Origin of the sequence: Streptomyces sp. NPDC057249 (assembly GCF_042669245.1) — a bacterium.
Classification (GTDB): domain Bacteria; phylum Actinomycetota; class Actinomycetes; order Streptomycetales; family Streptomycetaceae; genus Streptomyces.
In genome coordinates this window covers 27,059-47,918 of the sequence record NZ_JBHUXS010000001.1, presented here as the reverse complement: position 1 = coordinate 47,918, position 20,860 = coordinate 27,059, and the positions used below count along the sequence as shown (strand labels likewise).

The 20,860-nt window shown below is 72.8% G+C and carries 20 protein-coding genes; 15 read left to right on the top strand and 5 right to left on the bottom strand.

Going from position 1 to position 20,860, the window contains the following annotated elements:
• The first annotated feature begins 42 nt into the window (after window positions 1–42).
• Both ACFUJY_RS00220 and ACFUJY_RS00215 read left to right on the top strand, forming a co-directional pair.
• The gene (locus tag ACFUJY_RS00220) at window positions 43–1,023 is read left to right on the top strand and encodes an ABC transporter substrate-binding protein (RefSeq protein WP_383292237.1); all 981 of its coding nucleotides are present in this window, start codon (window positions 43–45) and stop codon (window positions 1,021–1,023) included.
• Window positions 1,024–1,128: 105 nt separating this feature from the next.
• Window positions 1,129–2,109, top strand: coding sequence for a hypothetical protein (locus tag ACFUJY_RS00215; protein WP_383292235.1), 981 nt, complete (start codon window positions 1,129–1,131; stop codon window positions 2,107–2,109).
• A gap of 21 nt (window positions 2,110–2,130) precedes the next feature.
• On the opposite strand, the gene ACFUJY_RS00210 is transcribed toward ACFUJY_RS00215, so the two are convergent.
• Both ACFUJY_RS00210 and ACFUJY_RS00205 read right to left on the bottom strand, forming a co-directional pair.
• Window positions 2,131–3,273, bottom strand: coding sequence for an NADH-quinone oxidoreductase subunit D (locus ACFUJY_RS00210; protein WP_383292232.1), 1,143 nt, complete (start codon window positions 3,271–3,273; stop codon window positions 2,131–2,133).
• 73 nt (window positions 3,274–3,346) lie between these two features.
• Entirely contained in the window at window positions 3,347–4,318 is a 972-nt protein-coding gene (locus ACFUJY_RS00205) for an SAM-dependent methyltransferase (RefSeq protein WP_383292230.1), read from the bottom strand.
• Between the two features lie 94 nt (window positions 4,319–4,412).
• On the opposite strand from ACFUJY_RS00205, the gene ACFUJY_RS00200 reads away from it, so the two are divergent.
• Both ACFUJY_RS00200 and ACFUJY_RS00195 read left to right on the top strand, forming a co-directional pair.
• The gene (locus tag ACFUJY_RS00200) at window positions 4,413–5,630 is read left to right on the top strand and encodes a sensor histidine kinase (RefSeq protein ID WP_383292227.1); all 1,218 of its coding nucleotides are present in this window, start codon (window positions 4,413–4,415) and stop codon (window positions 5,628–5,630) included.
• 25 nt (window positions 5,631–5,655) lie between these two features.
• Window positions 5,656–6,330, top strand: coding sequence for a response regulator (locus ACFUJY_RS00195; RefSeq protein WP_383292224.1), 675 nt, complete (start codon window positions 5,656–5,658; stop codon window positions 6,328–6,330).
• A 19-nt stretch (window positions 6,331–6,349) separates the two neighbouring features.
• Here the strand turns inward: ACFUJY_RS00195 and ACFUJY_RS00190 are convergent, their stop codons facing one another.
• Window positions 6,350–7,477: a DUF5937 family protein gene (locus ACFUJY_RS00190; RefSeq protein ID WP_383292221.1), complete on the bottom strand. Its 1,128-nt coding sequence runs from the start codon at window positions 7,475–7,477 to the stop codon at window positions 6,350–6,352.
• Between the two features lie 82 nt (window positions 7,478–7,559).
• Window positions 7,560–8,750 (bottom strand): threonine aldolase family protein, encoded by a 1,191-nt coding sequence (locus ACFUJY_RS00185; protein WP_383292218.1) that lies wholly within the window; start codon window positions 8,748–8,750, stop codon window positions 7,560–7,562.
• 166 nt (window positions 8,751–8,916) lie between these two features.
• Between ACFUJY_RS00185 and ACFUJY_RS00180 the strand changes: the two genes are divergently transcribed.
• From ACFUJY_RS00180 to ACFUJY_RS00135, 10 genes are all read left to right on the top strand, one after another.
• On the top strand, window positions 8,917–9,906 hold the full coding sequence (locus tag ACFUJY_RS00180; RefSeq protein WP_383292216.1) for a Rossmann-like and DUF2520 domain-containing protein: 990 nt from the start codon (window positions 8,917–8,919) through the stop codon (window positions 9,904–9,906).
• The gene (panC, locus tag ACFUJY_RS00175; protein ID WP_383292213.1) at window positions 9,906–10,922 is read left to right on the top strand and encodes a pantoate--beta-alanine ligase; all 1,017 of its coding nucleotides are present in this window, start codon (window positions 9,906–9,908) and stop codon (window positions 10,920–10,922) included. Before ACFUJY_RS00180 ends, panC begins: the two co-directional genes overlap by 1 nt.
• Window positions 10,919–12,649 carry an L-aspartate oxidase gene (locus ACFUJY_RS00170; RefSeq protein ID WP_383292210.1) on the top strand — a complete coding sequence of 577 codons (1,731 nt, stop codon included), beginning with the start codon at window positions 10,919–10,921 and terminating at the stop codon, window positions 12,647–12,649. The genes panC and ACFUJY_RS00170 overlap by 4 nt, the downstream gene beginning before the upstream one ends.
• A gap of 2 nt (window positions 12,650–12,651) precedes the next feature.
• A complete protein-coding gene (nadC, locus tag ACFUJY_RS00165; RefSeq protein WP_383292207.1) occupies window positions 12,652–13,683 on the top strand; it encodes a carboxylating nicotinate-nucleotide diphosphorylase in 1,032 nt (343 codons plus the stop codon).
• Window positions 13,683–14,480 (top strand): type III pantothenate kinase, encoded by a 798-nt coding sequence (locus tag ACFUJY_RS00160; protein ID WP_383292204.1) that lies wholly within the window; start codon window positions 13,683–13,685, stop codon window positions 14,478–14,480. The genes nadC and ACFUJY_RS00160 overlap by 1 nt, the downstream gene beginning before the upstream one ends.
• 302 nt (window positions 14,481–14,782) lie before the next feature.
• The gene (locus tag ACFUJY_RS00155; RefSeq protein WP_383293821.1) at window positions 14,783–15,355 is read left to right on the top strand and encodes a hypothetical protein; all 573 of its coding nucleotides are present in this window, start codon (window positions 14,783–14,785) and stop codon (window positions 15,353–15,355) included.
• A gap of 43 nt (window positions 15,356–15,398) precedes the next feature.
• Window positions 15,399–15,578: a hypothetical protein gene (locus tag ACFUJY_RS00150; RefSeq protein WP_383292202.1), complete on the top strand. Its 180-nt coding sequence runs from the start codon at window positions 15,399–15,401 to the stop codon at window positions 15,576–15,578.
• Window positions 15,579–15,700: 122 nt separating this feature from the next.
• Complete coding sequence (locus ACFUJY_RS00145) at window positions 15,701–16,153, top strand: BlaI/MecI/CopY family transcriptional regulator (protein ID WP_383292199.1); 453 nt, start codon at window positions 15,701–15,703, stop codon at window positions 16,151–16,153.
• Window positions 16,154–16,162: 9 nt separating this feature from the next.
• Entirely contained in the window at window positions 16,163–16,720 is a 558-nt protein-coding gene (locus ACFUJY_RS00140) for an amino-acid N-acetyltransferase (RefSeq protein WP_383292197.1), read from the top strand.
• 156 nt (window positions 16,721–16,876) lie between these two features.
• A complete protein-coding gene (locus tag ACFUJY_RS00135) occupies window positions 16,877–17,212 on the top strand; it encodes an Lsr2 family protein (RefSeq protein WP_018102272.1) in 336 nt (111 codons plus the stop codon).
• Here the strand turns inward: ACFUJY_RS00135 and ACFUJY_RS00130 are convergent.
• Window positions 17,191–17,811, bottom strand: coding sequence for an SCO3374 family protein (locus ACFUJY_RS00130; RefSeq protein WP_383292193.1), 621 nt, complete (start codon window positions 17,809–17,811; stop codon window positions 17,191–17,193). The genes ACFUJY_RS00135 and ACFUJY_RS00130 overlap by 22 nt on opposite strands.
• Before the next feature lie 441 nt (window positions 17,812–18,252).
• Between ACFUJY_RS00130 and ACFUJY_RS00125 the strand changes: the two genes are divergently transcribed.
• A complete protein-coding gene (locus tag ACFUJY_RS00125; protein ID WP_018102274.1) occupies window positions 18,253–20,778 on the top strand; it encodes an ATP-dependent Clp protease ATP-binding subunit in 2,526 nt (841 codons plus the stop codon).
• The last annotated feature ends 82 nt before the right edge of the window (window positions 20,779–20,860 follow it).

Sequence of the window (20,860 nt, the reverse complement as noted above, 5' to 3'; positions counted from 1 at the left end):
CACTTGTCGCATACGGCCTCGCCGCCGTGGACGGAGAAGAACATGACCAGGACCTCACGCGTGGCCGGCGCCGTCATCGGCATCCTCGCGCTGGCGGGCTCGCTCGCCGCGTGCGGCGGGGACAGCCTGGAGGAGGACAAGGGCGCCCCGGCCGGAGGCGGCCAGGACTCCGGCAAGAAGGGCTCGCTCGTCGTCGGCGCCGCCGCCTTCACCGAGTCCAAGGTGCTCGCCGAGCTGTACGCGCAGATCCTGCGGGACGCCGGATACAGCACCTCGGTCACCACCGTGAAGAACCGCGAACTCTACGAACCCTCCCTGGAGAAGGGCGAGATCGACGTCGTTCCGGAATACGCGGCGACGATCGCGGAATTCCTCAACGCGAAGGTGAACGGGGCGAAGGCCGCCGAGTCGAAGCCGGTCGCCTCGGGCGACGCCGCGGCCACCGTCGCCGCCCTGAAGAAGCTCGCCGAGCCGCGCGGACTCAAGGTCCTTCCGGCCGGGAAGGCCGTCGACCAGAACGCGTTCGCGGTGACCAAGGAATTCGCCGACAAGCACAAGCTGAAGACGCTTTCCGATCTCGGCGCCGCGAAGATCGGCGTCAAGGTCGCGGCGGGCGACGAGTGCGAGGTGCGCCCCTTCTGCGCCCCCGGACTCGAGAAGACGTACGGCATCGACGTCACCGGAATCGACCCCAAGGGCGTCGGCACCCCGCAGTCCAAGCAGGCGGTGAAGGACGGCAAGGACCAACTCGTCCTGACCACCACCACCGACGCCGTGCTCGACACCTACGACCTGGTGTTCCTGGAGGACGACAAGAAGCTCCAGAACGCGGACAACGTCCTGCCCGTCCTGAACGCGAAGGACGCGGGCGACCAGGAGATAGCCGACGCGCTCGGCAAGCTCACCGGCGCACTCACCACCGAGGACCTCGCACAACTGAACCGCAAGGTCGACGCGGAGCGCGCCAAGCCGGCCGACGTGGCCCGCGAATATCTCCAGTCGAAGGGATTGATCAAGAAGTAGCGAAGGCGCCCGGAGAACGGGCCGCGGGAGCCGCCGGGTAACTTGCCGGGCACAGATTGCCGGGCGGCTCCCCAAGTACGCCGCGCACACGGTAAATTTCGGGCCATGCCACGTGGACGCCATCGCCATTCGCCACCACTGCACAGAATCCTTCCGCCTTCGGCAGTCGCCGGAGCGTCGGTCGCCTGTGCCGCGGGAGCCTGGCTGCTGACCGAACCCATGGTCCTGCGCGCCCTGGTCGCGGCGACGGCGGCGGCCGCCGTCACCGGCGCGGTCCTCATGCGCGGCTGGGACCGCGAGGCGGGCCGTCGCGTCGCCGAACTGACGCGCGCCCGCGCCAGTGACGAGTGGCGGGCCGAGGAGCGCGCGGCGGAGCTCGAAGCGGACCTGGAGGAGGCGCGGGAGATCCGCGCCCGCCTGGAGACGAAGCTGCGCCGCAAGCGCGTCGAACTGGCCGGGCTGCGGGGCGAACACGCCGCGCTGCTCCGGCGGTACGCCAACGCGGAGACCGAGCGCGCCAGCGTCCTGGAGAGCCGGCGGCAGCTCGCGATCGAGGCCTCCGCGCCCGCCCGCGCCCTGCCCCCCGCCCGCTCCACCCCCACCCCCGACGCGTACGCCCGCGCCGCCCGCGCGCTGGCCGACCTCCCGCGCAACGCGGCGCTCCAGAAGGCCCGCCGGATCGCCGAGGACGCGGCCCGGCACCGGGAGACCGCGGAGCGCGCCCGGGAGGCGGAGGAGCCGCGGGCCGCCCTGCCCGCCCCCCGGCCCGCCGCGCAGCCGCCCGCCCCGCGCCCGGTCCCGGCCGCCAGCGCGGTCGTCCCGTACGCGGCGTCCCGCCGCCAGCCGGTGCCGCAGGGCGGCTTCGACTTCTTCGGTACGCAGAAGGCCGTGCCCGCCGCGGCCGAGCGCGCCGCCATCGAGTCCGTGCAGAACGAGGACCTGGCCGACGTGGTGGGCCAGGAGGTCCTGGCCGCGCACCGCCCGGACGCGCCGGAGGACCGCGCCGTCGGCAAGGTCATCGATCTCACCGCGCACGACGAGACGGAGCAGCTGGACGTGGCGGAGCTGCGCAGCGCGATCTCGTAAGGCGGCCGTGCCCGGCGGCGGCTACTTGTCGATGTCGCCGACGACGAAGAACAGCGAGCCCAGGATCGCCACCATGTCGGCGACCAGCGTGCCCGGCAGCAGCTCGGTGAGCGCCTGGATGTTGTTGAACGACGCCGAGCGCAGCTTCAGCCGGTACGGGGTCTTCTCGCCCTTGGACACCAGGTAGTAGCCGTTGACGCCGAGCGGGTTCTCGGTCCAGGCGTACGTGTGGCCCTCGGGGGCCTTGAGGACCTTCGGCAGCCGCTGGTTGACCGGCCCCGGCGCCAGCCCGGCCATCCGGTCCAGGCAGGCGTCGGCGAGGTCCAGGGCGTTGTGCGTCTGCTCCAGCAGGCATTCGAACCGGGCCAGGCAGTCGCCCTCGGTCCGGGTGACGACCTTCAGCGTCTCCGACAGCTCCCCGTACGCGAGATACGGCTCGTCGCGCCGCAGGTCGAAGTCCACGCCCGAGGCGCGGGCGATCGGTCCGGACACCCCGTACGCGTGCACCGCCCCGGCCGACAGCACGCCGACGCCCCGGGTGCGGGCCCGGAAGATCTCGTTGCCGAGGACCAGCCCGTCGTACACGTCCATCCGGGAGCGGACCGAGGCGACGGCGTCCCGGGCCCGGCCGAGCCAGCCCGCCGGCAGGTCCTCCTTGAGGCCGCCGACCCGGTTGAACATGTAGTGCATTCGGCCGCCGGAGACCTCCTCCATCACCGCCTGAAGCTCCTCGCGCTCCCGGAACGCGTGGAACACCGGGGTGATGCCGCCGAGTTCCAGCGGGTACGAGCCGAGGAACATCAGGTGGTTGAGGACCCGGTTCAGCTCGGCGAGCAGGGTGCGGGTCCAGACCGCGCGCTCCGGGACCTCCATGCCGAGCATCCGCTCGACGGCCATCACGACGCCCAGCTCGTTGGAGAACGCGGAGAGCCAGTCGTGGCGGTTGGCGAGCATGATGATCTGGCGGTAGTCGCGGGCCTCGAACAGCTTCTCCGCGCCGCGGTGCATGTAGCCGACGACCGGTTCGGCGTGCTGGATGCGCTCGCCGTCCAGGACGATGCGGAGGCGGAGCACGCCGTGGGTGGAGGGGTGCTGGGGGCCGATGTTGAGCACCATGTCGGTGCTTTCGGCTGCGCCGCCGATGCCGATGGTCGTCTCCGTCATGGGGTCAGTATCGCCTGCCGCGCCGTTGCTCGGGGCGCTGCCCCGGACCCCGCTCCTCAATCGCCGGAGGGGCTCAGCACTTCCTGTGTTCCAGCCACCCGAAGTCGCCCAGGCCGCCCTTCGCCGTCAGTTCCGCCGCCTCGCCCGCCGTCGAGAGGGCGCGGAGGTACGCGGACGGGTCGGCCGACGCCAGGGACAGGGGCGGGCGTCCGCCCGTGATGCCCAGGGCCGCCAGGGCCTCGCGCTGGGTGCGCAGGCGCGCGGGCGGGCCCGCCGTCGCCGCGCACGCGTCCAGGGCCACGTGCGCCGTCAGGTCGCAGCTCCCGTCCGGCACCGGCCGGACCTCGCGGCCCGCGCGGAAACCGGTGAGCGTGCCGAAGGGCGGGCGTTCCCCGCGTACGTGCGCGTAGTCCACCGCCACCGCGAGTCCGGCGGACAGGGACGAGACCGCCGCCGCCCACGCCTCGTCGCGCGGGCGGCCGATCTCCGCCCGGCTGCCCGGGCCGGCCGACGGCCACCAGCGGCGCAGCCACTCCGCGTCCGCCCCGGTCACCGGTCCGCCCAGCAGCTCCGCGCCGTCGGAGGCGCGGACCTCGACGTACCGTTCGACGCCCTCGGCGTCCGTCTCCGCGACGGGGAGCGGCACGTTGTCCAGCCACTCGTTGGCGAAGAGCAGCCCGCGCGCCCCGGGCGGCGGTGCCGCGCACCACTCCACCCGGGGGTCCAGGCCCTCGGGGCGGGCGGCGCGCTCCACGGCGTACGCACGCACCGCGAGGCCCGCCCCGCCCTCGGCCGGGAGCGCGGCGAGGACCCCGGTGACGAGCTCCCCGCGCCCGGCGCCCATGTCGACCAGGTCCACGTGCGCGGTGCCGAGGTCCGCCGCCGTGCGGACCAGGAGCCGGGCGACGGCGGTGGCGAACAGCGGGGACGCGTGCACGGACGTACGGAAGTGGCCCGCGGGGCCCTCGGGGCGCCGGTAGAAACCCTCGTCGCCGTAGAGGGCGGTCTCCGCCGCCTCCTGCCACCCGCGCCACTCATCCGTCACGCGCCCAGTCTCCACCTTGGGGAGTACGGTCCGGGGACCCGGATCGGCCCTCCGGTTGACCCGGCGGCCCTCGGCCTTCTTTACGCTGGGTTACGTGCAGCGCCTCTACGATTTCATCCGCAGACACCCGACGGGCGTCGACAGCTTCTGGGCTGTCTTCCTCCTCGGGCTCTCCGGCATGACCATCGTGGTGGGCGACGTCGGGCACGGCGGGCGCCTCGAACGGATCGCGGTCGTGCCGGTCGTCCTCGGGCTCTGCCTCGTCGTCGCGCTGCGCCGCCGCGCGCCGGAGAAGATGCTGCTGCTCGCCATCGCGATGGGCGTCGTCCAGCTGGTCTGCGGCGTCCGGCCGAACGTCGCCAACTTCGCGATGCTCGTCATCACCTTCACCGTGGCCACCGTCGGTGAGCGCTGGGCCTCCCGGCTGGCCCTGGTGTGCAGCCTGACCGCCGCCACGATGTCCCAGCTCCGCTGGCCGAACGAGGAGGACACACCGCGCAACTGGGCGCAGACGCTGTTCGTCGTCGCCGTGCTGACGGTGCCGTTCGTGCTGGCCTGGGTGCTGGGCGACTCGATGCGCACCCGGCGGGCCTACTTCGACCAGCTGGAGGAGCGGGCGGCCCGCCTGGAGCGGGAGCGCGAGGCCCAGTCGAAGGTCGCGGTGGCCGCCGAGCGGGCCCGTATCGCCCGCGAACTGCACGATGTCGTCGCGCACAACGTCTCGGTGATGGTGGTGCAGGCGGACGGCGCCGCCTACGTCATGGACGCGGCGCCCGACCAGGCCCGGAAGGCGCTGGAGACCATCTCCGGCACCGGCCGCCAGGCGCTCGCGGAGATGCGGCGGCTGCTCGGGGTGCTGCGGACGGGCGACGCGCAGGAGAGCGGGGAGTACGTCCCGCAGCCCGACGTCGAGCAGATCGAGGAGCTGGTCGAGCAGGTCCGCAAGGCCGGCCTGGCGGTGGACTTCAAGGTCGAGGGGACCGCCCGCCCGCTGCCCAGCGGCGTCGAGCTGACCGCGTACCGCATCGTGCAGGAGGCCCTGACCAACACCCGCAAGCACGGCGGCCCGCACGCCGGGGCCAGCGTGCGGCTGGTCTACTTCGACGACGGGCTCGGCCTGCTGGTCGAGGACGACGGGCGCGGCGCCGCGCACGAGCTGTACGAGGACGGGGGCGCCGACGGCGCCGGCCACGGCATGATCGGCATGCGGGAGCGGGTCGGCATGGTCGGCGGCACACTGGACGCCGGGCCGCGCCCCGGCGGAGGATTCCGGATCAGCGCGCTGCTGCCGCTCAAGGCCGCCGACCGCTGAACGAACGAGGAGAGAACAGGCCCCCATGGCGATCCGCGTGATGCTCGTCGACGACCAGGTGCTGCTGCGCACCGGATTCCGGATGGTGCTCGCCGCCCAGCCCGACATGGAGGTGGTCGCCGAGGCCGGGGACGGCGCGGAGGCGATCGACATCCTGCGCGCCACCGCCGTGGACGTGGTGCTGATGGACGTCCGCATGCCGAAGCTGGACGGCGTCGAGGCCACCCGCCGCATCTGCGCGCAGCCCGACCCGCCGAAGGTGCTGATCCTGACGACGTTCGACCTGGACGAGTACGCGTTCTCCGGGCTGAAGGCCGGGGCCAGCGGCTTCATGCTGAAGGACGTGCCGCCGGGCGAGCTGCTCGCCGCGATCCGCTCCGTGCACAGCGGGGACGCCGTCGTCGCCCCGTCCACCACCCGCCGGCTGCTCGACCGGTTCTCGCCGATGCTGCCCAGCGGCACCCCGGAACCGCAGCACAAGGACATCGCCAAGCTCACCGAGCGCGAGCGCGAGGTCATGCTGCTCGTCGCGCAGGGCCTGTCGAACGGGGAGATCGCGGGGCGGCTGGTGCTCTCCGAGGCGACCGTGAAGACGCACGTCGGCCGCATCCTGACCAAGCTGTCCCTGCGCGACCGGGTGCAGGTCGTGGTGCTCGCGTACGAGACGGGGCTGGTCCGCGCCGGCGGTGGGGCGCCTTAAGGGCCTGTCCGGCCATTCCCTAGCGGAGGATTCCCTCCAGGAAGTCGCTGCCGAGCCGGGCCACCACGGTGAGGTCCAGCTGGTGCAGCACGTACCGGCCCCGGCGCCGGGTGGTGACCAGACCGGCCTTCTTGAGCACCGCGAGATGGCGCGAGACCTCGGGCGCGGTGATCCCGTTCGTGTCGGCGAGCTCACCGGTGGTGTACGGGGAGCGTGCGATGTTCCGGCACAGCCGCATCCGCATCGGGTGCGCCAGCGCCTCCATCCGCAGCTGGAGCAGCTCCACCGAGGCGGGCGCGGGCAGTTCCGGCCGGTGCACCGGGTAGTGGATGACCGGCCGCCAGCCCGGGGCGTGCAGCACCATGAGGTGCGGCCAGCCGAAGCTGGTCGGGATCAGCGTGAGTCCGGGGCCGACGGCGGGGTCCGTCGCGTCGGTCGCCCCCTCGGTCAGCTTGTCGACGCTGATCCGGCCGCCGTCCGCGTCGAGCGTGAGCGCGGGCGAGACCGCCCGTACCGCCTCGGCGAGCCCCTTGCGCCGCAGCAGGTCCGTCTTGTGCCGCGCGTCGGCCACCAGCTGGACCCGCACCCGCTCCCAGGTGTCCGCGAAGAACGCCTGCTCGCAGTCCTCGAACAGGCGGCGCAGCCAGCGGCGTACGGGAGCGGGGTCGGCCAGCAGCCGTTTGGTGAACTCGACCTGGCGCGGGCCGCGTGCCGCCGCCATGTCCAGCGCCCGGGCGCGGGCCTCGGCGTTGCGCAGCGGAGAGGCCGCGCCGGTGCCGTAGAACGCGGCGCAGGTGAACTCCAGGGCGGCGGAGACGAACCGGTCGTCGTCCAGCCGGTCCAGGATGTCCAGGTCGGCGGCGAGGCTGTCGCCCGGTGTGCCGTCGCCCCCGACGACCCCGGCGAACGGCATGAAGACGTCCGAGAAGGTGTTCCGCCACAGGAACTCCGCCTCGTGCAGCCGGTCGGCGAGGTCGGGCTCCAGGGCCGTGGCGGTGGCCGTCGCCCAGCCGTGCAGGCCCGGGTGGTGTCCCGGCTCGGCGAGGGCGTGCAGGGCGACGCCCAGCTCGACCAGCGGGGAGGTCCGGAAGACGATGCGGTCGGGGTCGAGCCCCGCGATGTCGATGGTGACGCTCACCCGGTCCATGGTGCCGGGTGGGTGCGACAGCCGGGCCAGGGCCCCGCCCGCCTCAGCTCTCCCGGCCTGCCGGGCCGGGGCCCCGCCCGCCTCAGCTCTCCCCGGCCAGCCGCTCCAGGAACGCGGCCACCGCGTCCCGTACGTCCTGCGCGCTCCACTCCAGCCCGGCCTCCGTCACCGTGACCTCGGTCAACGCGACCCCCGGCGCCCCCGTGTCCGGCGTGAACCAGCGGCGGAAGAGCACCGTCCCCGTCTCCTCCGCCTGCCGCACCGAAGCCCGGGTCAGCGCCTCCGCCCCGTACGGCAGCCACACCTGGAACTGGTGCGTGTGCGGCACCTCCGGGTGCACCCGGAACCAGCCCGCGCCGCCCGCCTCGAAACCCTCGGCCAGCGCCCCGGCCACCACCTTCGCGTGCGCCGCGTACGACGGCAGCCTCGGCAGCTCCCGGTCGAGCCCGGCCAGGGCCGCGACCGCCGCCGGGAACTGCTGGAAGAGCTGACCGCCGTACCGGTGCCGCCAGAGGCGGGCCTCCTCGACGAGCGAGGCGGAACCGGCGAGCACGGCCCCGGAGATCCCGCCCAGCGACTTGTAGAACGACACGTACACGCTGTCCGCGAGCGCGGCGATCTCCGGCAGCCCGCGCCCGAAGTGCGTCGCGCACTCCCACAGCCGGGCCCCGTCGAAGTGGACGACGGCGTCGCGGTCGCGCGCGGCGGCCACCACGGCCTCCAGCTCCTCCCAGGTGGGCAGCACGAAACCGGCGTCCCGCAGCGGCAGCTCCAGCATCAGCGTGCCGAACGGCTCCGGGAAGTCGCGGACCTCGTCGGCGGCCGGCAGCCTCGGAGCGGTCGTCGGGTGGACGGTGCGCAGCCCGCTCACCGCCCCGAAGGCGCCGTTCTCGTGCACCTCCGGGTGGGCGAGCGGGTGCAGGGCGACCACCGGGTTGCCGGTGCGGGCGGCCCAGCAGCGCAGCGCGACCTGCTGCGCCATCGTCCCGGTCGGGAAGAACACGGCGGCCTCCGTGCCCAGCAGGGCGGCGACCCGCTGCTCCAGCTCGCCGACGACACCGTCCCCGTAGATGTCCGCCGGGAGCCCCAGGTCGGTGACCGTCCCGGCGTCCGCCGCCAGGGCGGCAAGCTGCTCGCCGAGCGTGCGGTCCTGCGGGGCGCGGGACAGCGCCCGGTCGGCCCGCCGCCACGCGGCGATCCGGCGCAGCCGCCACGCCTCCTCGCTCCCCGGCTCCGCCGTCTCGTCCGTCACCTGCGTGTTCATGTCTGCCATGGGACGATCATCACGCAGAACGCCGGACCTGCCCACCGCGTTTCCGGGGCCCTCCCGGAGCGGTATCCACAGCCTGTGGACAGCCGGGAGGGCGGGGCGGTCGCTGGCGTAGCATGCAAGGGAATCGTCCGGTACCCCCCGCGGACTGGAACGGAAGGCCCGCAGTGTGAACGCAACAGCTCCCAAGGACCCCCTCGACGCGAGGGACCGCCCCGCCCGGCTCACCGTCGGCGTGGTGGGGGCGGGCCGTGTCGGCCCCGCCCTGGCCGCGTCCCTCGCCCTCGCCGGACACCGCCCGGTCGCCGTCTCCGGGGTCTCCGACGCCTCCCGGCGGCGCGCCGCCGACCTCCTCCCGGGCGTGCCCCTCGTGACACCCGGCGACGTCCTCGCGCGCGCCGAGCTCGTCCTGCTGACCGTCCCCGACGACGCCCTCCCGGGGCTCGTCGAGGGCCTGGCCGAGACCGGTGCGGTCCGCCCGGGGCAGCTCCTCGTCCACACCTCGGGCCGGTACGGGACGAAGGTGCTGGACCCCGCGCGCCGGGCCGGCGCCCTGCCGCTCGCCCTGCACCCCGCGATGACGTTCACCGGCACCTCCGTGGACGTCCAGCGGCTGGCCGGCTGCTCCTTCGGGGCCACCGCGCCCGACGAGCTGCGGCTCGCCGCGGAGGCGCTGGTCATCGAGATGGGCGGCGAGCCGGAATGGATCGCGGAGGAGTCCCGTCCGCTCTACCACGCGGCCCTCGCCCTCGGCGCGAACCACCTGGTCACCCTGGTCGCCCAGTCGATGGAGCTGCTGCGCACCGCCGGGGTCACCGCCCCCGACCGGATGCTCGGCCCCCTGCTCGGCGCCGCCCTGGACAACGCCCTGCGCTCCGGCGACGCGGCGCTCACCGGCCCGGTCGCCCGCGGCGACGCCGGCACGGTCGCCGCGCACCTCGGCGAGCTGCGCGCCCACGCCCCGCAGACGGTCGCCGGTTACGTGGCGATGGCCCGCGCCACGGCGGACCGCGCCCTCGCCCACGGCCTGCTCAAGCCGGAGCTGGCCGAGGACCTGCTGGACGCGCTGGCGGACGGCGGCGCGGGCGCGCGGCGCCCCGGCCCGGACGGCGGCCCGCCCCCTTCCGACGACACCGGCACCGGACCGGAGGAGTCCTGATGACCGCCACCACGTCCACCGCCCCGGTCCTGCTGAACACGGCCGCCGAGCTGCACGCGTACGCCCCCGGGGGGCGGCGGGCCGTCGTCATGACCATGGGCGCCCTGCACGAGGGCCACGCCTCGCTCATCCGCGCCGCCCGCGCCCACGCGGGCCCCGCCGGGCAGGTCGTCGTCACCGTCTTCGTCAACCCGCTCCAGTTCGGCGAGGCCGCCGACCTCGACCGCTACCCGCGCACGCTCGACGCCGACCTCGCGGTGGCCGGCGCGGCCGGCGCCGACGTGGTCTTCGCGCCCTCCGTGGACGAGGTCTACCCGGGCGGCGAGCCCCAGGTCCGGATCTCGGCGGGCCCGATGGGCGAGCGCCTGGAGGGGGCGTCCCGCCCCGGCCACTTCGACGGCATGCTCACCGTCGTCGCCAAGCTGCTCCACCTCACCCGGCCGGACACCGCGTTCTTCGGGCAGAAGGACGCCCAGCAGCTGGCGCTGATCCGGCGCATGGTCCGCGACCTGAACTTCCCGGTGGAGATCACCGGTGTGGAGACGGTCCGGGAGCCGGACGGCCTCGCGCTGTCCAGCCGCAACCGCTTCCTCGACACGCACGAGCGCCGCACCGCGCTCGCCCTGTCCCGCGCCCTCTTCGCGGCCCGCGACCGCCTCGCCGCGCAAACCGCCCTGCACGCCCGCGCGCAGGCCACCGGCGCCACCGAGGACCGGGCCGCGGGGCTCAACCGGCTCGGCGAGGCCCGCCTCGCGGCCGACGCCCAGGCGGTCGCCCGGGCCCGCCCGGACGCCGGACCGGCCGCCGTGCGCGCCGCCGCCCGCACGGTCCTGGAGGAGGCGGAGGCCGCGAGCCCGCCGCTCGCCCTGGATTACGTGGCGCTCGTGGACCCGGCCGACTTCACCGAGATCCCCGACGACCGCGCGGCCGGTGAGGCGGTTCTCGCCGTCGCCGCCCGGGTCGGCGCCACCCGCCTCATCGACAACATCCCCCTCACCTTCGGAGCGACCCCGTGACCGGAATACGGCTGACCGCCCCCGCACCCGGCTGGTCCATCGACGCCGACGTCGTGGTCGTCGGCTCCGGCGTCGCCGGGCTCACCACCGCCCTGCGCTGCGCCGCGGCGGGCCTCGCCACCGTCGTGGTGACCAAGGCCCGTCTCGACGCCGGCTCCACCCGCTGGGCCCAGGGCGGCATCGCCGCGGCCCTCGGCGAGGGCGACACCCCCGAACAGCACCTGGACGACACCCTGGTCGCGGGCGTCGGCCTCTGCGACGAGTCCGCGGTGCGGGCCCTGGTCACCGACGGCCCGGGGGCGGTGCGCCGGCTGATGGAGACCGGCGCCCGCTTCGACACCGCCGACGACGGCTCCGTGGCCCTCACCCGCGAGGGCGGTCACCACCGCCGCCGCATCGTCCACGCGGGCGGCGACGCGACCGGCGCCGAGGTCTCCCGCGCCCTGGTGGAGGCGGTCCGCGCGGCCGCCCTGCACACCGTCGAGAACGCCCTCGTGCTCGACCTCCTCACCGACGCCGAGGGCCGTACCGCCGGGGTCACCCTGCACGTGATGGGCGAGGGCCAGCACGACGGCGTCGGCGCGGTCAACGCCCCGGCCGTGGTCCTGGCCACCGGCGGCATGGGCCAGGTCTTCTCCGCCACCACCAACCCCTCGGTCTCCACCGCCGACGGCGTGGCGCTCGCGCTGCGGGCCGGCGCGGAGGTCTCGGACCTGGAGTTCGTCCAGTTCCACCCCACCGTCCTGTTCCTCGGCGCCGGTTCCGAGGGCCAGCAGCCGCTGGTCTCCGAAGCGGTACGCGGCGAGGGCGCCCACCTCGTGGACGCCTCCGGTACGCGCTTCATGCTCGGGCAGCACGAACTGGCGGAGCTGGCCCCGCGCGACGTCGTCGCCAAGGGCATCACGCGCCAGATGCAGCTCAAGGGCACCGACCACATGTACCTCGACGGCCGCCACTTCGGCGCCGAGATGTGGGAGCGGCGCTTCCCGACCATCCTGGCCGCCTGCCGGTCCCACGGCATCGACCCGGTCACCGAGCCCATCCCCGTGGCCCCCGCCGCGCACTACGCGTCCGGCGGCGTCCGCACCGACCTGCGGGGCCGTACGACCGTCCCCGGCCTGTACGCCTGCGGCGAGGTCGCCTGCACCGGGGTGCACGGCGCGAACCGGCTGGCGTCGAACTCGCTGCTCGAAGGACTCGTCTTCGCCGAGCGCATCGCCGCCGACATCGTCGCCGACCGCCCCCGTTCCGGTGCGGCGGTCGGGCCCGCGGGGACGCCCGTCCCGCTCCAGGCCCCCGAGACCCGGCTCACGGTCCAGCGGGCCATGACCCGGGGCGCCGGGGTGCTGCGCTCCGCCGAGAGCCTGGCCGCCGCGGCGGACGCGCTGGAGGAGCTGCGCCGCGCCACCCGCGGGACCGGGGCGGCGGAGACCAAGCCCGCGGTGCCCGGCGTCGAGGCGTGGGAGGCCACCAACCTGCTGCTCGTCGCCCGGGTCCTGGTCGCCGCAGCCCGCGCCCGCGAGGAGACCCGGGGCTGCCACTGGCGCGAGGACCGGCCCGAGCGCGACGACGCCGAGTGGCGCCGCCACCTCGTCGTACGGCTCGACCCCGAGGACGGACTCGTCCTCCGTCGGACGGATACCGAGGCGTTCGGGCCCGTGGACGCGTCCGGGGCAGCAGACTGCGCAGCGACGAGCACCACCCACCCCACTCCCGAGGAGCCGTAACCGTGAGCACGCCCGAAGAGAATCCGCGCCCCACTCCCGTGGACGTACCGCTGATCCGGGTCGGCGCGCCCGCCCCCGCCGCGGGCGGCTGCGGGGACGGCTGCGGCTGCGGCGGCGGCGAGGAGTACGAGGAGTGCGGGCTCGACCCCGCGCTCGCCCGGCTCCTCGCCGACTCCGGCCTGGACCCGATCCAGGTCGAGGACGTCGCGCACCTCGCCATCGCCGAGGACCTGGACGGCGGGGTGGACGTCACGACCGTCGCCACCGTCGCCGAGGACGCCATGGCCACCGGTGACTTCACCGCCCGCGAGGCCGGTGTGGTGGCCGGGCTGCGCGTGGCGGAGGCGGTCCTGTCGATCGTCTGCACCTCCGAGTTCGAGGTCGAGCGGCACGTCGAGGACGGCGACCGCGTCGCCCCCGGCCAGAAGCTGCTGACCGTCACCACCCGCACCCGCGACCTCCTCACCGGCGAGCGCAGCGCCCTCAACCTGCTCTGCCGGCTCTCCGGCATCGCCACCGCCACCCGCGCCTGGGCCGACGTGCTGGAGGGCACGAAGGCCGAGGTCCGCGACACCCGCAAGACGACGCCGGGGCTGCGCGCCCTGGAGAAGTACGCCGTGCGCTGCGGCGGCGGCGTCAACCACCGGTTCTCGCTGTCCGACGCCGCGCTCGTCAAGGACAACCACGTCGTCGCGGCGGGCGGGATCGCCGAGGCGTTCAAGCGGGTCAGGGAGGAGTTCCCGGACCTCCCGATCGAGGTCGAGGTGGACACGCCGGCCCAGCTCGCCGAGGTGCTGGACGCGGGCGCCGACCTGATCCTGCTGGACAACTTCACCCCGGCCGAGACCGCCGACGCGGTCGCCCTGACCGGCGGGCGCGCCTTCCTGGAGTCCTCCGGCCGGCTCACCCTCGACTCGGCCCGCGCCTACGCGGAGGCCGGGGTCGACTACCTGGCCGTGGGCGCGCTGACCCACTCCTCGCCGATCCTGGACATCGGCCTGGACTTCCGCGACACCGACGGGGCCGGCGTCTGATGCTGCTCACCATCGACGTCGGGAACACCCACACCGTCCTCGGCCTGTTCGACGGCGAGGAGATCGTCGAGCACTGGCGGATCTCCACGGACTCCCGCCGCACCGCCGACGAGCTCGCCGTGCTGCTCCAGGGGCTCATGGGCATGCACCCGCTGCTCGGCATGGAGCTGGGCGACGGTATCGAGGGCATCGCGATCTGCTCCACGGTCCCGGCCGTGCTGCACGAGCTGCGCGAGGTGACCCGCCGCTACTACGGCGACGTCCCCGCCGTGCTCGTGGAGCCGGGCATCAAGACCGGGGTGCCGATCCTGATGGACAACCCCAAGGAGGTCGGCGCGGACCGCATCATCAACGCGGTCGCCGCCGTCGACCTGTACGGCGGTCCGGCGATCGTGGTCGACTTCGGCACGGCCACCACCTTCGACGCGGTCTCGGCCCGGGGCGAGTACACCGGCGGTGTCATCGCGCCCGGCATCGAGATCTCCGTCGAGGCGCTGGGCGTCAAGGGCGCGCAGCTCCGCAAGATCGAGCTGGCCCGGCCGCGCAGCGTCATCGGCAAGAACACCGTCGAGGCCATGCAGGCGGGCATCATCTACGGTTTCGCCGGCCAGGTCGACGGGGTCGTGGAGCGGATGAAGAAGGAGCTGGCGGCCGACCCGGACGACGTCACCGTGATCGCGACGGGCGGCCTTGCTCCGATGGTGCTGGGCGAGTCCTCCGTCATCGACGAGCACGAGCCCTGGCTGACCCTCATCGGGCTCCGCCTGGTGTACGAGCGCAACGTGTCGCGGCTCTAGGGGGTGTCTTGCCGATCAGGGCCGGGTCCGCGACGCCCGGCACGGCACCTCGCCGCGTTGCCGAAACGCCCGAATGGCTCCGCCATGAGGACGTTCCAGCGCCTTGCGATGCACCGCACCGGACGCTGCGGCCTGACCGACCCTGATCGACGAGACACCCCCTGGCAACAGGCGCCTGACCGGCGGCTCCGGGTGCGACGGCACTGCGGAGCCGCCGCGCCACCGACGACCAGTTAAGCCGATTTTGTCCCTTTAGCACGTATTGTCGCGTCATGCCCACGCCCTACGGATCACGCGGCGGTATGGCCTTCAGCGCGGACGAGCTGCGAGTGCTCCGACGCGCCCTCGCCTTCGCGCTGCACCCCGCGCCCCTGCCCGACGAGGATGTCCAGGACTGCCTGCGGCTGGCGGGCAGCGTGGACGAGGCCGTCGCCGAGGCCGGACGGCTGCGCGCCTTCCTCCTCGCCGACCTCTCCCGCTACCGCGACGCCCTCCCCGGCTCCCTCACCGGCTATCTGGAACTTCTCCAGGACGCCCTGGCCGCCGGATACGACCCGCTCCCGGAGGACCTGGCCGCGCTGCGCGCCCTGCGCGGCGGACCGCTCGCCGCCGCCCTCCTGGAGCGCTGCCAGATGATCGCGGAACGCTCCGTACGCGCCCGGCTCGCCGGACGGGCCGTCCCCGCGACCGCCCCGGCTCCCCGCAGCCGGCTGCTCGCGCTGCCGGGCGGGCGCGCCGCCGGGCCGGACGAGCCGAAGGCCCCTCCTGTCCCGGCCCGCCCCGTGCCGCCGTCGGAGCGCCCGGCGCCGAAGCCCTCCGAGGTGTTCCCGCCGCGCCGTCCGGTACCCCGGCCGCCGGAGCGCCGCGCGGGGTAGGGCCTCTCCGGGCGGCCGGAGGCGGCTCGCTACTCTGGAGGGCATGGACTACGTTTCCGCGCTCGTGCCCCCCGTGGTGATGGCCGCCTTCTTCATCGGCCTGGTCGTGACGATCGTCAAGAGCCAGGGCGGCCCCAACAAGGCCAAGGAGGACGCGGCCGTGGACGCGGCGGTCAGCCGCGCCGAGTCGGTTCAGCAGACCCCGCGCACCGAAGGGGCCTGACCCCTCCGGGCCCGCGCCCGGCGCTTCCGTATGCGAAAGGGCGTACGACTCCCGAGGAGTCGTACGCCCTTTTGCCGTGCAAATAGCTACGCATTCCAGACATCTGGCACTAAGGTGACGCTGTGCCCCGTCAATTGGGAGAGCTCGAAGACGCCGTGATGACACGGGTCTGGGAATGGAACCGTCCGGTCACTGTGCGGGAAGTCCTGGAGGACCTTCAGCAGGAGCGGTCCATCGCCTACACCACCGTCATGACGGTAATGGACAATCTCCATCAGAAGGGCTGGGTCCGCCGCGAAGTGGAGGGCCGCGCATATCGATATACGGCCGTCTCCACCCGCGCCGCATACGCCGCCGCCCTGATGAACGAAGCCTGGTCGCTCAGCGACAACCCGGCCGCCGCGCTGGTCGCGTTCTTCGGGATGATGTCGGCCGAGCAGCGCGAGGCTCTGCGGGACGCGATGCGGATCGTTCTGCCCGCTCTTCCCGAGGACGCCGCGGCCACCGAGGGCGACGCGGGGGACGGCGAAGCCGGTGAAGCGGCCGATGGCGCGGAGCCGCAGGCCGGGCGATAGCGTCTGCGTATGTCCTCAGAGCTTCCGCAAACCGATTCCCGGACCGAACCGTCGGTTATAAACGTGGCCATCACCGTCCGGCGCGCACGGACGAGCGATGTACCCGCCGTCCGCCGTCTCCTCGACGGCTACGTGCGGGAAGGCATCCTCCTCGACAAAGCCACGGTGACGCTTTACGAGGACATCCAGGAGTTCTGGATCGCCGAACGGGACGAGGACGCCTCGGTCGTCGGCTGCGGCGCGCTGCACGTCATGTGGGAAGACCTCGCCGAAGTCCGCACGCTCGCCGTCGACCACGGCCTCAAGGGCGCCGGAGTGGGCCACCAGGTCCTCGACAAGCTGCTGCGGACCGCCCGCTGGCTGGGCGTCCGCCGGGTTTTCTGTCTCACCTTCGAAGTCGACTTCTTCGCGAAGCACGGCTTCGTGGAGATCGGGGAGACGCCCGTCGACGGAGATGTCTACAGCGAGCTGCTGCGTTCCTATGACGAGGGAGTCGCGGAGTTCCTCGGTCTCGAACGAGTGAAGCCGAACACCTTGGGCAACAGCCGGATGCTTCTGCACCTGTGACCGCGCGAAGAGCGGGAAGAGGAGGGCACGCCCCTATGTCCGAATCGCGCATGTTTCCCGTCTCCTTGAGCTGCTGAACCTCTCCGGGGGGTTTGTGTTTTCCGGGGAAAAGCGGTTTCCTTTCCGCGTACTCCATTTTCGATGAAAGGAAATCCGGTGGCACAGAAGGTTCAGGTCCTTCTTGTTGACGACCTCGACGGTGGCGAGGCGGACGAGACGGTGACGTTCGCGCTGGATGGCAAGACGTACGAGATCGACCTCACCACCAGCAACGCGGACAAGCTGCGTTCCCTTCTCGAGCCCTACGCGAAGAACGGCCGGCGTACCGGTGGCCGTGCGGCGTCGGGACGTGGCAAGGGCCGCGCCGTCTCCGGTGGCAACAAGGACACCGCCGAGATCCGTAAGTGGGCCCGCGAGAACGGCCACAATGTGAATGACCGCGGCCGTGTCCCCGCCGAGATCCGTGAGGCTTACGAGAAGGCCAACGGCTGAGCCACGGGCTCATCGTGGAACAAGCCGGCCCGGGCACGCGCCAGCCGGGCCCGGTGGCATTCCGTCGCCACGGCGTCCACGAGCCGGACGAGGTCGGGAGCGTCGTCACGCCTGCTCCCGAAGCCGGAGAAAGCCGGGAGAACCGGCGCTTCGTCCTGTTCCCGTGACGGCCTGGGGGGCCGCAGCCAGGAGGCGGCCCCCGGCTCCACCGGACGTCCCGGCGGCGGCGGAGCGGTGATCCGGCCGCCCGCGCCCAGACCGGTCAGCGCCAGCGCGACCCCGCCCCACTCCAGCCAGTCGAGCAGCCCCGGCAGCTCCTCCGCGCTCCCCGGCGCCACCAGCAGGCTCATCCGCAGCCCCATGAGCGCCACCGGCCCCGTAGGGCCCACCCGGCGCAGCGCCGCGTGCCCGGCGACGGCGGGCACGACGAGCACGTCGAACCGCAGCCCGGTCAGCAGCCGCACCGGCGAACCGCCCGCCGTGGTCCAGCCCATCTCCCGCTCGTACCACCCGGCCCAGGCGTCCTGCGGCTCGCCCCGGGGTGCACCGCCCAGTTCGACGGAGGGCGGGACGCGGGGCGGCGGCACGGTGAGGGTCATGACGGAACAACCCCCGACCGGCCCCCCAGGTTACGGATCGCGCACGCGCGAACGCATAGGGTGTCCGGGTTGGGGGCGTACGGGCGCATTCAGGAGTACGAAGATGTTCGCCCGTAGCGGAGGGAACCCGCGTACGCCGCATGGACTGTCTGTAATTGCGGGTAAGACATCCCTAGTGGGGAGGGGCGACACGCAAGCCATGCACGTCTCACGTTCGCCATCGGCGTACTGGTGACTGGGGTATTGGCCTGGCCTGCGGGAACATCGTCTCGCACCATCGGGTTGGAGCAGTTGTCGGCGTTCGGGGCGGGGCATCCGCCAGGAAGCAAGGCCGTGTGTCGGCAGTTGAAATGAGCGGTCCCCGCTTGCGGGACTAAGCTGCGGAAGGACAGGGAGGGGACCGACCCCTTACTGCCTGACCGCTCTGAGGAGCGATTAACGATGTTCGAGAGGTTCACCGACCGCGCGCGGCGGGTTGTCGTCCTGGCTCAGGAAGAAGCCCGGATGCTCAACCACAACTACATCGGCACCGAGCACATCCTCCTGGGCCTGATCCACGAGGGTGAGGGTGTCGCCGCTAAGGCCCTGGAGAGCCTCGGGATTTCGCTCGAGGCGGTCCGCCAGCAGGTGGAGGAGATCATCGGCCAGGGCCAGCAGGCCCCGTCCGGCCACATCCCCTTCACGCCCCGAGCCAAGAAGGTCCTGGAGCTGTCGCTCCGCGAGGCCCTCCAGCTCGGCCACAACTACATCGGCACGGAGCACATCCTGCTCGGCCTGATCCGCGAGGGCGAGGGCGTCGCCGCCCAGGTCCTCGTGAAGCTCGGCGCCGACCTGAACCGGGTGCGCCAGCAGGTCATCCAGCTGCTGTCCGGGTACTCCGGCGGCAAGGAGGCGGCCACCGCCGGTGGCCCCGCGGAGGGCACGCCCTCCACCTCGCTGGTGCTCGACCAGTTCGGCCGCAACCTCACGCAGGCCGCCCGCGAATCCAAGCTCGACCCGGTCATCGGGCGCGAGAAGGAGATCGAGCGGGTCATGCAGGTGCTCTCCCGCCGTACGAAGAACAACCCGGTGCTCATCGGCGAGCCCGGCGTCGGCAAGACGGCGGTCGTCGAGGGCCTGGCCCAGGCCATCGTCAAGGGCGAGGTGCCCGAGACCCTGAAGGACAAGCACCTCTACACCCTCGACCTCGGCGCCCTGGTCGCCGGCTCCCGCTACCGCGGTGACTTCGAGGAGCGCCTGAAGAAGGTCCTCAAGGAGATCCGCACCCGCGGCGACATCATCCTGTTCATCGACGAGCTCCACACCCTGGTGGGTGCGGGCGCCGCCGAGGGCGCGATCGACGCCGCGAGCATCCTCAAGCCCATGCTGGCGCGAGGCGAGCTGCAGACCATCGGTGCGACCACGCTGGACGAGTACCGCAAGCACCTGGAGAAGGACGCCGCGCTGGAGCGCCGCTTCCAGCCGATCCAGGTCGCGGAGCCGTCGCTGCCGCACACGATCGAGATCCTCAAGGGTCTGCGCGACCGCTACGAGGCCCACCACCGCGTGTCCATCACGGACGAGGCGCTGGTCCAGGCCGCGACGCTGGCCGACCGGTACATCTCGGACCGCTTCCTGCCGGACAAGGCGATCGACCTGATCGACGAGGCCGGTTCCCGGATGCGCATCCGCCGGATGACCGCGCCGCCGGACCTCCGCGAGTTCGACGAGAAGATCGCGGGCGTCCGCCGCGACAAGGAGTCGGCCATCGACTCCCAGGACTTCGAGAAGGCGGCTTCCCTCCGCGACAAGGAGAAGCAGCTGCTGGCGGCGAAGGCCAAGCGCGAGAAGGAGTGGAAGGCCGGCGACATGGACGTCGTGGCCGAGGTCGACGGCGAGCTCATCGCCGAGGTCCTGGCCACCGCCACCGGCATCCCGGTCTTCAAGCTGACCGAGGAGGAGTCCTCCCGGCTGCTGCGCATGGAGGACGAGCTGCACAAGCGCGTCATCGGGCAGAAGGACGCCATCAAGGCGCTCTCGCAGGCGATCCGCCGTACGCGGGCCGGCCTGAAGGACCCGAAGCGCCCCGGTGGCTCGTTCATCTTCGCCGGCCCGTCCGGCGTCGGTAAGACCGAGCTGTCCAAGACGCTCGCCGAGTTCCTGTTCGGCGACGAGGACGCGCTGATCTCCCTCGACATGTCGGAGTTCAGCGAGAAGCACACGGTCTCGCGCCTCTTCGGTTCGCCCCCCGGCTACGTGGGCTACGAGGAGGGCGGCCAGCTCACCGAGAAGGTGCGCCGCAAGCCGTTCTCCGTCGTCCTGTTCGACGAGGTCGAGAAGGCCCACCCCGACATCTTCAACTCCCTGCTCCAGATCCTGGAGGACGGTCGCCTGACCGACTCGCAGGGCCGGGTCGTGGACTTCAAGAACACGGTCATCATCATGACGACCAACCTCGGGACCCGGGACATCTCCAAGGGCTTCAACCTGGGCTTCGCCGCCCAGGGCGACGTCAAGACGAACTACGAGCGGATGAAGGTCAAGGTCAACGAAGAGCTCAAGCAGCACTTCCGGCCCGAGTTCCTCAACCGTGTGGACGACACGGTCGTCTTCCACCAGCTCAGCCAGGAAGACATCATCGAGATCGTCGACCTGATGATCGCGAAGGTGGACGAGCGGCTCAAGGACCGTGACATGGGCATCGAGCTCAGCACGGAAGCCAAGAAGCTGCTCGCCAAGAAGGGCTACGACCCCGTGATGGGCGCCCGGCCGCTGCGCCGGACGATCCAGCGCGAGATCGAGGACGTCCTCTCGGAGAAGATCCTCTTCGGCGAGCTGCGCCCCGGCCACATCGTGGTCGTCGGCAGCGAGGGCGAGGGCGACGACGAGAAGTTCACCTTCCGCGGCGAGGAGAAGTCGGCGCTGCCCGACGTCCCCCCGATCGAGCAGGCGGCGGGCGGCGGCCCGAACATGACGAAGGAGGCGTGACAGGCGCCTGCTGCCTCTCCCGGCAGTAGCGCCCGAGCGTCGTAGGGGCGGCCCCGGACCGGTTTCGACCGGCCGGGGCCGC